The following is a 15919-nucleotide window of genomic DNA, read 5'->3' as shown; positions in this document are numbered from 1 at the left end:
GGTATCGATGAACGAGACGGCAATCGCCACCTCCGGTGATCCAACCGAACCTATGATCGTGCCGGGCCCCTCCGACAAGCACCGCATCGTCGTTGTTGGCGGTGGTGCGGGCGGCCTCGAACTCGTCACGGGGTTAGGCCGCAAACTCGGCAAGCGTGGCCGGGCTGACATTACGTTGCTAGATCGTGCGCGAACCCACGTATGGAAACCACTGCTGCACGAGATCGCCGCTGGCAGCATGGACATTTCACGCCACGAACTCGATTACCTCGCGCACGCGCACTGGCACGGCTTCCGCTACCGCTACGGTGAGCTGACCGGCCTCGATCGCGAGAAGAAGCTGGTTTACTGCAGCGCCACGTATGATGAAGACGGCCGCCAGATCACGCCAGCCCGTGGCTTCGGCTACGATACGCTTGTGATCGCCATCGGCTCCGTGTCGAATGACTTCGGAACCGAAGGTGTGGCGGAGCACGCCATCATGCTCGACACCAAGGAGCAGGCGGTGCGCTTTAACCGGCGTCTCGTCAACGCGTGTTTCCGCGCCAACGCGCAGCCGGGCCCCGTTGAGCCGGGCCAGCTCCACGTCGCGATCATCGGCGCTGGCGCTACCGGGACGGAACTTGCTGCCGAGCTTCATCACACTGCGCGTGGTGTCGTCGCCTTTGGCATGGATCGCATTGACCCGGAAAAGGACATCAAGATCACTTTGATCGAGGCGGCACCGCGCATTCTGCCGGCGTTGCCGGAACGCTTATCGTCGGCGACGACGAAGATCCTCGAAAAGCTCGGGGTGGAAGTCCGCGCGAACGCGAGGGTGACCTCCGTTAGCGAAAAAGGCGTGTTGCTGCAGACAGGCGAGTTCATTCCGTCGGCGCTTGTCGTCTGGGCAGCAGGCGTGAAAGGCCCGAACGTGTTGGCAGATCTCGATGGCCTTGAAGTCAGCCGCTCAAACCAACTCGTGGTCAAGCCAACCCTTCAGACGACGCGGGATGACGACATTTTCGTCATTGGCGATGCCGCGTATCTCGTGCCGGAAGGAAAGACAACGCCGATCCCACCGCGCGCGCAGGCGGCGCACCAGGAAGCCTCGCACGTCTTGCGTCAGATCCAGAGGCAAATGAAGGGCGAACCTCTGCGTCCCTTCAAATATCAGGACTTCGGTTCACTAGTCTCTCTAGGTGAATATTCGACCGTCGGCAGCCTGATGGGATTTGTTTCTGGCCGCAGCATGTGGATCGAGGGGTTCTTCGCCAAGGTGATGTATCGCTCGCTATACAAGATGCATCAGTGGGCACTGCACGGCCCCTGGAAGGTCATGCTCGATACGCTGTCGCGCACCATCACACGGCGTACCGAACCCGAGGTGAAACTTCACTGACAACGACAAATGGCCGTTGTCAGTGAATGCGAGCTGCTGATCCCGTGCTTCTTAGGGATCAGTGGTGGTGCGAATGATTGTGGCCGGAGGCGCCAGCCTCAATCTTGACCTCGACCTGAACATCGCCCTGTTTCTCGAACGTGAGGGTCATCGGAAACGATTGGCCCTCTTCGAGTTTTGATTTCAACCCCATGAGCATGACGTGCATGCCGAGCGGTTTGAGTTCGGCTTCGCCATCGGCGGGAACGGGAATGCCGTCCTTAAGCGGCAGCATCTTCGCGACGCCGCCTTCGTCAACGCTTTCATGCAGTTCCGTGCGTTCCGCGATGTCGGCTTTTGCCGATACCAACCGGTCTGCAGCCTTACCCGTGTTCTCGATCTTGAAATACGCTGCGCTGTTTTTGGTTTCACCGATCGACGGTCGCGCCCAAGGATGGTCGATCTTCAACGCGCCGGCCTCGTAGTCATGGGCAACCGCGATACCGGCCAGGGCGGAAGCCGCCAGCGTAGCGATCGCAAGCAATCGGAGTTTTTTCATCGAAGGCTCCTGTTGAAAGTCTCGTGCCCCGTTGCATTGGACCGCAACAACACTGGAGGCACTCGGGCATTCAAGATCCCGCGTGCCTCCAGGTAGAAACGGCGTTCACATCAAGCGGCAAAAGCCAGTTGTGCCTTCTCCATCGCCTGCGCCGGGCGTTCGGTAATATAGAAGTCCCCAAGAACGAGAACGTCCATTTCCGTTCGGAGGTAACAAGAGATGGCTTCTTTCGGCGTGTTCACAATCGGCTCTTGACGATTGAAACTGGTATTTAGAACGACCGGAACGCCCGTCAACTTCGCATACTGTTCAATGAGCGCGTAGTAGCGGGGGTTAGCCGTCCGTTCTACGGTCTGGAGCCGTCCCGTGCCATCGACGTGTGCCGCAGCTGGAATAACATCGACCTTGTTCGGGCGGAGTCGCGGTGCCATCGTCATGAACGGGTCAGCCTGATCGAACTCGAAGTATTCGCTGACCTTCTCGACGAGCACTGCCGGAGCAAATGGCCGGAACGCCTCGCGGTGTTTGATGCGCGCGTTGATCAGATCCTTGATCTTCAGGCTGCGCGCGTCTGACAAGATCGAGCGATTGCCGAGTGCGCGCGGGCCGATTTCTGCGCGCCCCTGGAACCAGCCGACGATCCGGCTGGCGGCGAGATCTTGCGCGACCGTGCGGAGCAAGTCCGACTCGCTGAGGCGCTTATAAGGTAGTCCCGCAGCATTAAGGGCTTCAATGATCTGATCGTCAGTGAACTGGATGCCGAAGAACGGATGGTTCATCGTATACTCCCGGCGATGGCCGAGGGTTTGATGGTGATAGTAGAGCGTGGAACCCAGGCAAACGCCCGAATCCGAAGCGATGGGTGGCACCCAAACGTTTTCATAATCAGTGTCGCGCAGAATCCGAGCATTCGCGACGCAGTTCAAAGCGACACCGCCCGACAACACCAGATTGCGCGACGGATGCCGCCGCGAGAGCTCCCGCACGATGTGGATGATGGCTTCTTCCACGACCGCCTGCAGAGCAAACGCGAGATCGCGGTGATGGTCCGTTAATGGATCTTCGCGACGGCGCGCTGGTCCAAACAAGCCGACGAACTTTTCCGCAAACGGCCGCATGAAGCCATGCGTATCATAGCCGATGTAGTCGCGGTTGATCGCGATCCGCCCACCGTCGAGCAAGCGCACGACATCCCGGAACTTATCGAGATATGTAGGACCGCCACAAGCCGCCAGGGCCATGACTGTGCCTTCTTCGAATACCTTGAAACCGAGATGCTCCGTGACGCACGAATAGAGCATGCCGAGGGAATCGAAGAAATCGTCCTGCCATAGCTTTTCGATACGGTTACCTTTGCCGGCATAGGCGCTGGTCGCGGATTCGTCACCGTAGCCATCCATAATGAGAATGGTGGCTTCTTCGAAAGGCGAAACGAAAAATACGGCAGCGTGAGCGTTATGGTGATTGATCTGCACGAGCCGTGGCAAATTCTGGAAACCGTAGCGCCGTCCGAGCGCTGTTTTGAGCCGGAGCGGCATGTTCGCAGCGCCGAGCGCTGTTGTCTTACGCGCTTCAGGCCAAAGCAGATTGAGGCTATGAGGGAGCTTACGCGTAAGAATGCGTCCGATCGTGCGCCGATAGGAATTCATATTCCACGGAACGGTAATGACGTCGATGTCGGAGAGCTTGAGCCCGTAACCGTCAAACGCTGCAGCCAGGGCCTGTTGCGGGAAGCGCTTGGTGTGTTTCTCTCGATTGAAGCGCTCTTCCTCGTAAACAACGAGAGGCATCCCGTCGCGCAGGATCGCCACGCCGGTATCATGCGTTTCTGTAGTTATTCCGAGTATATGCACACGTAATCATCCCAACTATTATTCAACGCCCCAATCAGCACGTTCCGCGATATGGTTCAGCGAGACGAGCCCTCACATTTCGCCTGCGGATGCGCCGCAAGGCGCCAGCTAGAAGTAACTTGCTGGGAATTCGACTGGCGTACCGGGGGAATGCAAGCCAGCCGCTGCTTAATTGCCTAAACGAAACCTTTTTTCAACCATGCCAATAGGTTTCAGAATTTAGATCTAGCTAAAGATGAGATGAAATATTGCGGGAATAAGGCGTAGACAGTAGGTCTGGAACGACTTTTTCGTTGAAGTCTCAGAACCTGCGCTAAAATGTAGCTCACCAGTTTTCTTGGTCGATATTTGAATAACGGCAGCGGCGAGGGGTTAACGATGATACTTTCGTTTACCCCTCGAAAATGCGGTGCTCAGCCCCCCAATTGTCTCAAAAGATCGATCGTTGGGTAGCTATCGGCGGGCAGGTTGAACTTCAACTGCATTTCTTTCACCGCTGCGCGCGTCTTGGCTCCGAGAATGCCGTCGATTTTACCGACATCATAACCGCGGTCTGTCAGGCTGCTTTGCAGGGCTTTCATTTCCTGACCTGAGAGAGAAGGTATATTGCGATCCTGCCCTTTCATTGGATCCGCGCCGCCAATGCGCGTCGCCAAATAGGCCGCGGTCGTGGCGTAGTTGAGCGATTGGTTCCACTCTAGGTAGATATCGAAATTATTATACGCGAGGAAAGCTGGTCCGGTCCGCCCCATCGGGAGCAGGAGCGAAGCAGGCAGATTGTCGTTGGGCAGCGCTTTTCCGTTTGCCAGCTTCACGCCCCAGCCAGCCCACTTTGATCTAGGATGCTTAATAACAAGATCAGCCTCTTGCCACGGCAGATCACGAGCAACGACGACCTCCTGCAGCCAGGGCTCATTAGGTCGCCAGCCGAGATGCTTCATGTACGCTGCCGTCGATCCGATGATGTCCGCATCACTCTTGAACAAGTTGGCATGTCCGTCGCCATCGAAATCGACGGCGTGATTGAGGTAGTGCGTCGGAAGAAACTGCGTCTGACCGAGTTCGCCCGCCCAAGACCCGATCATCTCACCGGGATCCAGATCACCACGGTCGATGATCTTCAGGGCGGAGAGCAACTCCGCGCGGAAAAGTTCGTGCCGTCGGCAGTCATAAGCCAGCGTCGCGAGCGCCTGTAGGACTGGATAATCACCCATGCCCACGCCAAAATCGCTCTCCAGCGCCCAGAATGCGGTGATTACTTCCGCTGGTACGCCGTAGGTAGCTTCCGCGCGTTCGAATGTTTTTCGGTTCGCGGCGATCTTTTTCCGACCGGCTTGTAATCTGTGGTTTGTTGCGAGCTTCTTGGAGAAATCATTGAAAGATTGAGAGAAGAACCCTTGCCGGCGGTCGCGCTTGATAATGCGTTCATCAAGGGACACACCATCCAGAGCCCGCGAAATCGTGCGTTGGGAAACGCCGTTCTGTGCGGCTTCTTGTCGAAATTCTTTCATCCAAGACGAGAAGCTGCCCCGGTTTGTGCAACTTGCCTCCAGCGACCCGACCGGCAGGGCCGCGGCACACAGCAACCCCAAAGCAACTCCGGCCAACGAACGCTGATATCGCATATGAACTCTCCCCGTCTATATGATTGCAAAATGTGGGCGGCGGCACCTCGCCTGATCGCTCAAGATCAGTCAAGTCCACCGAGTGCCTACACGTGCGAGCACGTGGGCCTTCGTGTAGGCAGGTAACCTCGTTTTTGGGTATTAATCGGGCAGGTCGGTAAGCTGCCCCGAGGCGGGGAACGATCAAAAGCATCCGCCTTCATGGGCGGATGCAAAGATCACTCGGACAAGAAACCGGCAGTCACTCAGCGGTTGCGTTTGTCAGAGGCGCCGCCGGTCCACATCGACATCGCGGAAGCCATATTCCGCTGCCACATTTCGGCAGCCTGCATCCACATCTGAAACGGAGCCATCGCCATACCTTCGAACCCACCGGTTCCTGGCATGTTGCCGAAGCCCAAGCCCGACGTGCCGGCGTTCATAGCGCCAGCCTGCATCCGTTGAAGTTGCTCCATGAAATCTGTAGGGGTCGGCATGGCAGCTGTCGGAGAATTAAGCTGCTCCGACCAAGCCTCCATCACCTGATCCATCATCTGGAGCTGCATTTGAGATGCGTTTTGCATCTGCATGCGAGTTGTTTCGATAACGTTGTCCGGCCAGCCCATCGCCCGTGTCGCTTGGGCCATTTGATCGAACACCTTTGTCGAATAACGCTCGTTGGCCGCCGCCATATCATCGCGCCATTGCGCAAGGGCATCGAATGCAGCCTTTGCCGCTTCCCGGGCCTCCTCAGTCAGAGCATGGTTCTTGGATTTAGATGAGCTTGCCATGTGGGGCTCCTTGGCTCGGCCAGAAAACTCTGGGGGATGAGTTCTCTCCGCCGGAAATCAGTCTAAGAAACGAACCAAACCGTAGCGTGCCAGAGGTAGAAACGCGAGCCCCAACTGTCGGGGTCACCCGCAAACTTGCACGTTCTGAAAGATTTCAGGCCTTCAGATCTGCCTCCGGCCACCAATATTAACCATTCGGTAGACCGCATCTCGCGTTCGACAAGGGCAAGAGGCACGGAAAAAAATGGATATGTGGCCTTGGATGCGGCTTCCAATCTGCTTGGCACCGCCACGAAGCCGGTGCTAATGAGCCGCCATGACAGATACATCGTTGATCCGAAACTTCTCGATCATCGCTCACATTGACCACGGCAAGTCCACGTTGTCCGATCGGCTGATTCAGTTGACCGGCGGCCTGACCACGCGCGAGATGAAAGAGCAAATTCTCGACTCGATGGACATCGAGCGTGAACGCGGCATCACAATCAAGGCTCAAACAGTGCGCCTTGATTACAAGCATACCGACGGCAAAACCTATCAGTTGAACCTGATGGACACGCCAGGCCACGTGGACTTCGCTTACGAGGTCTCGCGTTCATTGGCGGCCTGCGAAGGCGCTATTCTGGTCGTCGATGCATCTCAAGGTGTTGAGGCACAAACGCTTGCCAACGTTTATACCGCGCTCGACAACGACCTTGAGATTCTGCCTGTCCTCAACAAGGTCGACCTGCCTGCAGCCGACGTCGATCGGGTTAAGGAGCAGATCGAGGATGTGATTGGACTGGACGCCTCTGATGCGATCCCCATCTCCGCCAAGACCGGTGTGAATGTCGAGGCCGTGCTAGCGGCGGTTGTCGAACGCTTGCCGGCTCCTGAAGGCGATGCGACGAAGCCTCTGAAGGCGATGCTGGTTGACAGCTGGTACGATGCTTATCTCGGCGTCATCGTGTTGGTCCGCGTCATTGAAGGCACGATGAAGAAGGGACAGAAGATCCGTCTAATGTCGACGGGCGCCGTGCATCCGATCGAGCGTGTCGGCGTCTTCCGACCGAAGCAGGAAATGTTAGACCAGCTCGGTCCGGGCGAGATCGGCTTCTTCACCGCAGCGATCAAGGAGGTCGCGGATACCCGAGTTGGTGACACGATCACCGACGACAAACGCCCGTGCGCCGAGCCATTGCCTGGCTTCAAGCCGGCGCAGCCGGTGGTGTTTTGTGGTCTGTTTCCAGTTGACGCTGCTGATTTTGAAGATCTGCGCGACGCCATGGGGCGCCTGCGCCTTAACGATGCCAGCTTCTCATTCGAGGCGGAAAGTTCCGCGGCATTGGGGTTTGGGTTCCGTTGCGGTTTTCTCGGCTTGCTCCACCTGGAGATCATTACCGAGCGATTGGAACGAGAGTTTAACCTCGATCTCATCACCACAGCTCCGTCCGTTGTCTATCAGATCCATATGACCGACGGGACCATGATCGAGATGCATAATCCAGCGGACATGCCGGACCCCGTCCGCATCGACCGGTTGGAGGAGCCCTGGATCAGCGCCACCATCATGGTGCCGGACGAGTACCTCGGTTCGGTTTTGAAACTTTGCCAGGACCGGCGAGGCCGCCAGAAGAACCTGACATATGCCGGCTCGCGGGCCATGCTGGTATACGAACTGCCACTGAACGAGGTCGTTTTCGATTTCTATGATCGCTTAAAGTCTGTCAGCAAGGGGTATGCGTCGTTTGACTATCAAATGATCGGCTATGAAGAGGGCGACCTCGTCAAAATGTCGATCCTGGTCAACGCCGAGCCGGTCGACGCGCTTTCGATTATCGTCCATCGCTCACGGGCCGAGAGCCGCGGCCGCGTCATGTGCGAAAAGCTTAAGGATCTCATTCCGCCACATATGTTCCAGATCCCCGTGCAGGCGGCGATTGGCGGCAGGATTATCGCGAGAGAAACGATCCGCGCTTTGCGCAAAGACGTTATTGCCAAATGTTATGGCGGCGACATCACGCGCAAGCGCAAGCTCCTTGAGAAGCAAAAGGCCGGTAAGAAGAAAATGCGCCAGTTCGGCAAAGTCGAGATTCCGCAGGAAGCTTTCATTGCCGCTCTAAAGATGGACGAAAACTGACGCCGTGAGCATCCGTGTCTAGAAACGGCTAAATGCTCAAAATATCTGAATATAAAACAACCTCGGTATCGTCAGGCAGATACCGAGGTTCATAAGGCAGATGTTCGCGCTAAGATCTCAGTGGTGAACCATTGTCGCTGTATCGAGCCCGTAAAGGGACGCGCGCAGATCGAATTCAATGAGTTTCGCCTGCTTCAGCGAACCGGCGAGCATGTGCACATGGACTTCATTAGCCCCGAGAAGAGCGCCCCTCTGGCGAATTTCCGCGAGGTTGAGAGATGGTGCGTGGTGGGTGGCAAGACCAACGCCAAGCACCGTGCGCTGCCCGCTAATCTCGTCGCGCTTTACGAGCAAGTAGTTTGTCTTCGGAAGTTCTGGGCATTCGATCAGGGAATAGATCGAATGAACATACCGGCTGCCTGAGGCGCCGCGCCAGAAATAGAAATTTTCGCAATGGGCGACAGGTTGGGGAGCAACCTTCGCGGGGCGCGAGCGACGTCCAGCGCGTTTTGCGCGGACTTCAGCCAGCTCGATAATGCGCGCACTCATTACAATACATCCTCGGACCACGCGGTCACAACGACACCAAGGGTAGCGCAACAATAACAAGTTTAGTTTGATTATCGCGCTGAAATAAGGCTAGTGCCTACTCTTTTCAACAATCGGTAAACATCACGTTATCTGCGCAAACCAAATAGCTTGTTCTTAGCGTAACTTGCACGAAAAAACTCCATGGACGGACTTGTCGATGCCATCCGGCGAGAATTTTGCTTGTGCCGATTTCCCGCAACAAGTGTACGAGTGTCAAACCAGCGACCGGGTAAACCGGTTCCACGTAAGATGAAAAAGAATTGTTAAAGAATTCGGGTGTTTGAGCTGTTGTGTTACTGCACTCAATCACAACGGGAAAAGCCGCACCGCTGACATTCCCAGCAACCTTCCAAGCGGACGTATTGGGCCGAGCCGCACCGCGGGCATTGAGCGGGAGTTTGTTGGGCTGAGAAGCCGGAGGGGGCATCGCCCATCTCCGAGCGCGACGTTAGTGTCGCCTTATCAGTGCCCGTTGGACCTTCTGACCCGGCATTCATCAACTGAGCCAGCCCCAGCGAATGTTGCTCCTGATCGCCCGGCATAAAGTCGATACGGCGCATGTGTTCCTCTATGATCTCGCCAATAGCTGCGATGAGGCTAGGCACGTAGCGCCCGCCGATCCAGCGGCCGCCCTGGGGATCGAAGATGGCGGTAAGTTCTTCCGCCACAAAAGATACGTCGCCACCTCTCCGGAAAACAGCACTGATCATCCGGGTCAGTGCCACCATCCAGGCGTAGTGTTCCAGGTTTTTCGAATTGATGAAGATCTCGAACGGCCGACGGCGCCCATCTCGAACGATGTCGTTGATCGTCACATAGAGCGCGTGGTCGCTGCCCGGCCATTTCAACTTATAAGTATAGCCCTGAAGCGCTGGCTCGCGTTCGAGGGGTTTGGCCATGTAATGGACTGCGGCGGCCTTGACCGGGGCCTGTGGTGCCCCGGTCGTGGCAATCGACCCGCTGACTTCGGTCTCGGTTGGTGCTGGCGGTGACTGTTCCACGCTGCGGCTCAAAACGGCACCACGCAATGCGCTGGGCCGGTATGTCGTGCAGCCCTTAAGCCCCAGCTCATAGGCTATCGAATAAACATCGCTGAAGGCTTCGAACGTCATCTCCGCGGGGCAATTGATGGTTTTTGAGATAGAGCTGTCGACATGGCGCTGGATGGCAGCCTGCATTTCCAGATGTGTTCTCGGAGTCAACTGGTCGGCACGTACGAAATAGTCCGGAAGCCCTACATCCTCGCCGAATTGGCGCCGGAAGACAGCGTGGGCGTAGTCTTCGATGGTTTCGCTGCGGGTCCCGCCATGCCGGTCAAGCACATTGCGCTGGTAGATAAAATCGAACACCGGCTCGATGCCGCTCGAAACGTTCCCAGCGAGCAATGAAATCGTACCGGTTGGTGCCACCGATGTCAGGCAGCCATTCCGTAGGCCGTGAGCTTCAATCCCGCGTTTGATATCGTCAGGGAGCCCGATGATGTTGGGGCTTTGTAGGAGCGCCTTCGCATCGCAAAGTGGAAACGATCCGCGTTCTCGGGCCAAATTAACGCTCGTGCGATAGGCCGTAACCTCGATGGTCCGCAGCCAGCTTTCGGCCAGTTTCAGGGCGCGCGTACTGCCGTAGGTCTCTCGGCACATGATCAGCGCGTCGGCAAGCCCAGTAACGCCAAGGCCCATGCGCCGCTTCGCCTTCGCCTCCTGCTTTTGGGCGGTCAGGGGATAGCGGGTAACATCGATCATGTTGTCGAGGAAGCGCACCGCGACAGCAACGCGTTCTTGCAGACTATCGATGTCGAGATGGGCGTCTGCCGTGAACGGATCGCGGATGAACTGCGTCAGGTTCAAAGAGCCAAGCAGGCATGCGCCGAATGGCGGCAGCGGCTGCTCACCGCAAGGGTTCGTCGCCCGGATCGTCTCGCAATAGGAAAGGTTGTTCCGTGCGTTGACGCGATCAATGAAAATGACGCCCGGTTCGGCTTGAGTGTACGTGGCGCGCATAATGCGCTGCCACAGGTCCCGCGCCGGTAGGCGTCGGTAAACCTTCCCGTCAAAAACCAGATCCCACTCTGCATCGTCAGCGACAGCCTGCATGAGTTTGTCACTGACCAGAACCGACAAATTGAAGTTTGTCAGGCGCCCAGCTGTGGACTTTGCTTCGATAAAGTCTTCGATGTCGGGGTGATCATCACGCAGCGTTGCCATCATTGCGCCGCGACGGGCCCCAGCTGACATGATCGTCCGGCACATGGCGTCCCAGACTTCCATAAAACTCACCGGACCTGAGGCGTCTGCGCCGATGCTTTTGACAAGCGCCCCCTTGGGTCGGAGCGTTGAGAAATCGACGCCGATGCCGCCACCCATTTGCATGGTGAGCGCACCATCTCTGACGCTATCAAAGATGCCCCTGAGATCGTCGGGCACCGTGCCCATGACAAAGCAGTTGAAAAGCGTGACCTCGCGTTGCGATCCTGCACCCGCGAGGATGCGTCCAGCTGGCAGAAAGCCGAAGTCGGCGAGCGCCTCAAAGTAGCGCTTCTCCCAGCGTTGGCGCTGCTGCGCACCGCCCTTTTCGACGGACGCTGCCGCGCGAGCTACCCGCGCAAAGGTATCGGCGAGCGATTTGTCGACCGCTGCGCCGTCCGCATCCATCAGACGGTATTTGCCGTTCCAGATCGCTTCGGCGATTGCTGCAAAAAAACCCGGTGTCTTGGCGTGAGGCATCGGTTTTTACTGTCGGTCCAACTCATATAGCGTGCGACCGAAACAGCCGCGCGAGAACTCCCGTTAAAATAAGGTCGCTCTGTACGCGCGTCAATAAATGTTCTCTAAATATTCTTATTTTGTTTCTGCTGTGGTTGGATTTGGGATAGGCGGTGGCGTAGCGCTTTCAGCCGCTTCAGCCATCAGCCGCTCCGATGCTGTTTCAATGTCGGAGATAAGCCGTTGACGAAACTCGGAGCGTGGGAGGCCCGGCGGAATAGGGTCTAAAATCTCCACAATGATTGTGCCGGGATACCGGATCATAGAGCGGCGGGGCCAGTACAGGCCGGAGTTGAGCGCCAAGGGAACACAAGGAAGGTCCAGGCCGTCGTAAAGTGCCAGAGCCCCCGGCTTGTAGTCAGGCGCAGCTCCCGGTGCGCGACGTGTTCCTTCGGGAAAAATAACGATCTCCCGCCCCTCTTCGGCGCGGGCTTTGGCATCCCGGATCATCTGGCGTAATGCCGCCGGGCCGCGCTCGCGCTGTATGAGGACGTGTTCGAACTTGCGGGAAAACCACCCGTAAAGTGGGATATTGCCGAGTTCCGCCTTCATTACCATCGCGGGGTCGCGAAACAATGGGATCAGCGCGAAGGTATCCCACGCAGATTGATGCTTGGCGCAAACAAGGACAGGCCCGGACGGCAGGCGTTCGAGCCCCCGCACTTCGAGCTTGGTTCCGACAATCACCCGCATCCACCAGAGGGAAGCGCGCGCATGCGCTTTCAGGCCCATCATCGCCCATCGGCGCGGGCCGAAGAGCAGCGGTGAGCCCAGAATGAGGAACACAGCAGTGTTCAGGTAGAACACCCCGGTAAACAGGATCGATCGGAACATGAGAGAACCGGTTTAGATTTTGGCGGGAGTTTCAGGCTGGCTCTGAGCGACAGAGCCATCCTCCCATCCTGAAAGGACACGTGTAACCGCAAGGCGCATCGCGGCCGGGATTAATTTGACGTATTCGGAAAGCAGGACGCGCGCGGTACGCGGGTTAAGCCACCACTCGTTCTGCTGCAAGCTTTTCGGCATGACTCGGTGCGCCAGCAACGTGACATTCGGAAGTTCGCGCGACAACTCAAGCAGGCTGCGTGGCATGTGATAGCTGGCTGTCACTATGATCAGCGAAGTGTATCCGCGCGCGCGCGTCCAGCCTGCAGTTTCTTCGGCGTTGCCCTTGGTATTGAGCGCCTCGTAGCCAAGATCGACGCAACAGTCGAGTTCCTCCTCGGTCAGCCCGCTCAGTCGGCCGATGTCGCGGCTGCCCGTCTTCGGATTGACGCCGGTGATCAGCAGACGGCCGGCCCGGCCTTGGCGCAATAGCTTCGCCGCTTCGCGAATGCGGGATTCACCGCCAGTCAGCACCACGATGGCATCGGCCTTTTGATTGTCTGGCTCCGGGTCGCGCATCACGATGCTGGCAAACAACACGAAGCCGAACACGACGAGCCCCGCGCTCATCGCAAACAACCCGATTAGCCATTTCAACCCGCGGGTCATTCTGTCAGGCCACCTGCAAATCGAAAGCGCCCAGTGATGATGCCAAACAACAATCGGGCCCGGTCGTCTGAAGACCCGGGTCCATTCGGTTCATTGACTTCGCTCTTGGGCGTCGCCCCTTATCCCCCGAAACGTGCCGAGCCTGCAACCGCCCCGTCCCGCCACGCTTCTGAGTGCCAGAATACGAAGCTGGCAGTGTTGCGGCAAGCACGCGCGCTCCGGCGTTACTAATCGTTGCGGCTGTTGAGAATGCGATAGACCCCGAAACGTGACGTCAGCATGCAAAGCGCGGCAATCACGACGATGACGATGCCTAACAGAACGTAACCAGCAGCATCGAGCGTGCCGGTGCCGATCAGCCGGTTGAGTTCCACCATGGTCATGGAGCCGCCGCCCAAGAGCAGCGTCACGATGGGCATCAGCAAAAACACGAGCATGGCGCACCCGGCGCCAACGACGCCGGCACGAATGCCCAGACGAAGGAAGTGCTTTTCAAACTCACGCGCGATAAAGCCGTCGGTAGCGCCAACAAAGTGAAGAACTTCGACAATCTCCCTGTTTGAAGCCATGGCGCTGCGCGTTGCTGAGACAATGATCGCTGTCGTGGCGGCGGCAACAAGAAGCAGGATGGCGATCCCGCCAAGAGCCAGAGAGCGAGTCACCGTCCGGATCTGTGTCTGCCACTGGCGATGGTCGTCGAGTGTGACGCCTGTGAACCGCGTCTGGAGTTCGCGCGATAGGGCTTCAAAGTTGGGTGGAGCGCCGCGATTCAGTTCGACAGCGATGAGCCTTGGCACGGGCAGGGATTCCAGTGCGTCGGACTTTCCAAGCCAGGGCTCAAGCAAATGTGTTGCGTTATCAAGGCTCAATACCGTGGCGGCTGCGATACCCTGCTGAGCACGTAGATAAGCAGCCACGTCATCCACGACCTTGTTGATGTCGCTGCCCTCGCGGGGCTCTACCTGAACGGTAACTTCGCTGGCGACATCACGCAGCCATGCATCCGCAGATTGATTGATCATGTAAACGGCACCTGCTGTCAGGCACGCAAGGAAGCACATGATCGTAATAACGAGATTGAGTGAGCTACCCGTCACCGACCCGGCGGGTACGACAGCACCCTGGCCGCCGTTCTTATCGATCCGGATACTGCGCGACGGACCGCCGGACGGTTCGCGGCGTCGCTGCGGTATGAGGCGTGGCCGCGCCGTCCGTGTGGGCGGACCTGTCACGACATCATCCAGCGCGTCAGCGTCCGAGAACCGCTGACGAGCCGGTCGGCCTCCTGTGGTGTCAAACGATCCTGACATGACCGTCGTGCAATTCCAATCTTGGCGCCTTGAACTGGCGCATGAGTTGATGGTCGTGCGTTGCAATCACGACCGATGTCCCAAGCCGGTTGAGTTCGATAAAAAGCCGCAGAAGCCGGCGGGCCATCTGCGGGTCGACGTTACCCGTCGGTTCGTCGGCCAGAAGCAGTTCCGGCTTGCCGATGACGGCGCGGGCAATAGCGGCACGCTGCTTTTCACCGCCCGACAGAATCGAGGGATAGGCATGCATGCGATCGCCGAGCCCGACCCATTGCAAAAGATCCGTCACGTCCTCGCGATAATCGTCGATCCGTTTGCCGACGACGCGCAAAGGAAGTGCGATATTTTCCCAGGTGGTCAAGTGATCGAGCAGACGAAAATCCTGAAACACGATGCCGATGCGGCGCCGATGTTGCGCGCGCTTGGCTGTCGTAATCTTACTGACATCCTGGCCGAAAAGATGAATTTGACCCCGCGTCGGATGGATGGACATGAACAGGAGCCGCAATAGGGAAGACTTCCCGGCGCCGGAAGGACCAGTGAGGAAGTGGAACGAACCTGGACGCAGGTGAAAATTGACGTCCGTCAGGATGTCAGGTCCACGATCATAGCGCAAAGCAACATTGTTCAGTCGGATCACGTGCTGTGCTCAGTCAGTTCTGCAAGAAGGTTGCATGCATTGAAAAGGCTTGGCGCAAGGCGCGCCAGACTAGGCTAGCGTTCAATCAAGGAGGAATGTGGCCACCTCGTGTACGCAAGTGTTAATGTGGGCCCCCATTGTGTACGCAATTGCGTGACTATCATATTCCGTCGATACCTAGAGACTGGATAGAAGCGAACCGCAGGTCTGTGCAACAGCCCAGACCACAGTTTCTGAAGACAAGGCAACGAGAAAATGAGCCAACCCACGTCCGCGACCAAAAACCAGACGGCCACTAATCTCGAGGTTGTCTTCACCTCTGACCAAATTGCAACCCGCCTTCAGTCGCTTGCGGTGGAAATTGCCGCGCGCAAGCTTGAAAATCTAATCGTCGTCGCGGTTTTGAAAGGCAGTTTCGTTTTTGCGGCTGACCTGATCCGCGCTTTAAACGCCGTCGGCATTGAGCCGGAAGTCGATTTCATAACCCTGTCGAGCTATCGCAAGAGCAAGGTTTCATCGGGCACCGTTGACATCCTGCGTGACGTAGAATTGGACGTTCGCGGACGCAATGTTCTGATTGTCGACGACGTCCTGGATTCCGGTCGCACGCTGGCGTTCGCGAAAGACCTGATGAGTGCGCGCGCCGCGCGCAATATTCTGACCTGTGTTCTGTTGGAAAAGCTCATTCCCAGGGCCGTGCAACTCGAGGTCGATTTTCGCGCTTTCCAGTGTCCCAACGAATTTGTCGTCGGCTACGGTATGGATCTAGCGCATCGCTACCGTGAACTTCCCTATGTCGCCAGGATGGCAGGTGGATGAAGCTGGCGCGCGCCCTG

Annotated in this window: 13 protein-coding genes; 3 read left to right on the top strand and 10 right to left on the bottom strand. The window is 57.4% G+C overall.

Annotated elements, in window-relative coordinates; translation table 11 throughout:
* The first annotated feature begins 52 nt into the window (after positions 1–52).
* Positions 53–1381 (top strand): NAD(P)/FAD-dependent oxidoreductase, encoded by a 1329-nt coding sequence (locus K5845_RS00965; RefSeq protein WP_046480109.1) that lies wholly within the window; start codon positions 53–55, stop codon positions 1379–1381.
* Positions 1382–1439: 58 nt separating this feature from the next.
* Here the strand turns inward: K5845_RS00965 and K5845_RS00960 are convergent, their stop codons facing one another.
* From K5845_RS00960 to K5845_RS00945, 4 genes are all read right to left on the bottom strand, one after another.
* The gene (locus K5845_RS00960) at positions 1440–1919 is read right to left on the bottom strand and encodes a copper chaperone PCu(A)C (protein ID WP_046477690.1); all 480 of its coding nucleotides are present in this window, start codon (positions 1917–1919) and stop codon (positions 1440–1442) included.
* A gap of 110 nt (positions 1920–2029) precedes the next feature.
* A complete protein-coding gene (locus K5845_RS00955; protein ID WP_046477692.1) occupies positions 2030–3772 on the bottom strand; it encodes a carbamoyltransferase family protein in 1743 nt (580 codons plus the stop codon).
* A 413-nt stretch (positions 3773–4185) separates the two neighbouring features.
* On the bottom strand, positions 4186–5397 hold the full coding sequence (locus K5845_RS00950) for a lytic murein transglycosylase (protein WP_287958042.1): 1212 nt from the start codon (positions 5395–5397) through the stop codon (positions 4186–4188).
* Between the two features lie 245 nt (positions 5398–5642).
* A complete protein-coding gene (locus K5845_RS00945) occupies positions 5643–6167 on the bottom strand; it encodes a hypothetical protein (protein WP_046477696.1) in 525 nt (174 codons plus the stop codon).
* A gap of 316 nt (positions 6168–6483) precedes the next feature.
* Here K5845_RS00945 and lepA point away from each other — a divergent pair, with 316 nt between their 5' ends.
* A complete protein-coding gene (gene lepA, locus K5845_RS00940; RefSeq protein ID WP_046477698.1) occupies positions 6484–8286 on the top strand; it encodes a translation elongation factor 4 in 1803 nt (600 codons plus the stop codon).
* 117 nt (positions 8287–8403) lie between these two features.
* On the opposite strand, the gene K5845_RS00935 is transcribed toward lepA, so the two are convergent.
* The 6 genes from K5845_RS00935 to ftsE all read right to left on the bottom strand — a co-directional run bounded on the left by K5845_RS00935 (position 8404) and on the right by ftsE (position 15083).
* Entirely contained in the window at positions 8404–8835 is a 432-nt protein-coding gene (locus K5845_RS00935; protein WP_046477700.1) for a hypothetical protein, read from the bottom strand.
* 344 nt (positions 8836–9179) lie between these two features.
* A complete protein-coding gene (locus K5845_RS00930) occupies positions 9180–11600 on the bottom strand; it encodes an adenosylcobalamin-dependent ribonucleoside-diphosphate reductase (RefSeq protein ID WP_287958041.1) in 2421 nt (806 codons plus the stop codon).
* Positions 11601–11714: 114 nt separating this feature from the next.
* The gene (locus tag K5845_RS00925; RefSeq protein WP_287958039.1) at positions 11715–12473 is read right to left on the bottom strand and encodes a lysophospholipid acyltransferase family protein; all 759 of its coding nucleotides are present in this window, start codon (positions 12471–12473) and stop codon (positions 11715–11717) included.
* A gap of 12 nt (positions 12474–12485) precedes the next feature.
* Complete coding sequence (locus K5845_RS00920) at positions 12486–13133, bottom strand: YdcF family protein (RefSeq protein ID WP_046477710.1); 648 nt, start codon at positions 13131–13133, stop codon at positions 12486–12488.
* Between the two features lie 227 nt (positions 13134–13360).
* A complete protein-coding gene (locus K5845_RS00915; RefSeq protein ID WP_090226482.1) occupies positions 13361–14443 on the bottom strand; it encodes a cell division protein FtsX in 1083 nt (360 codons plus the stop codon).
* Positions 14427–15083: a cell division ATP-binding protein FtsE gene (ftsE, locus tag K5845_RS00910; protein WP_046477713.1), complete on the bottom strand. Its 657-nt coding sequence runs from the start codon at positions 15081–15083 to the stop codon at positions 14427–14429. The genes K5845_RS00915 and ftsE overlap by 17 nt, the downstream gene beginning before the upstream one ends.
* Before the next feature lie 255 nt (positions 15084–15338).
* Between ftsE and hpt the strand changes: the two genes are divergently transcribed.
* A complete protein-coding gene (gene hpt / locus K5845_RS00905) occupies positions 15339–15902 on the top strand; it encodes a hypoxanthine phosphoribosyltransferase (RefSeq protein WP_046477715.1) in 564 nt (187 codons plus the stop codon).
* Positions 15903–15919 lie beyond the last annotated feature (17 nt).

The organism is Filomicrobium sp. (assembly GCF_025698805.1).
Taxonomy (GTDB): domain Bacteria; phylum Pseudomonadota; class Alphaproteobacteria; order Rhizobiales; family Hyphomicrobiaceae; genus Filomicrobium; species Filomicrobium insigne.
The sequence above is the reverse complement of the archived record's forward strand: the minus strand, read 5'-3'. Positions and strand labels throughout refer to the sequence as shown.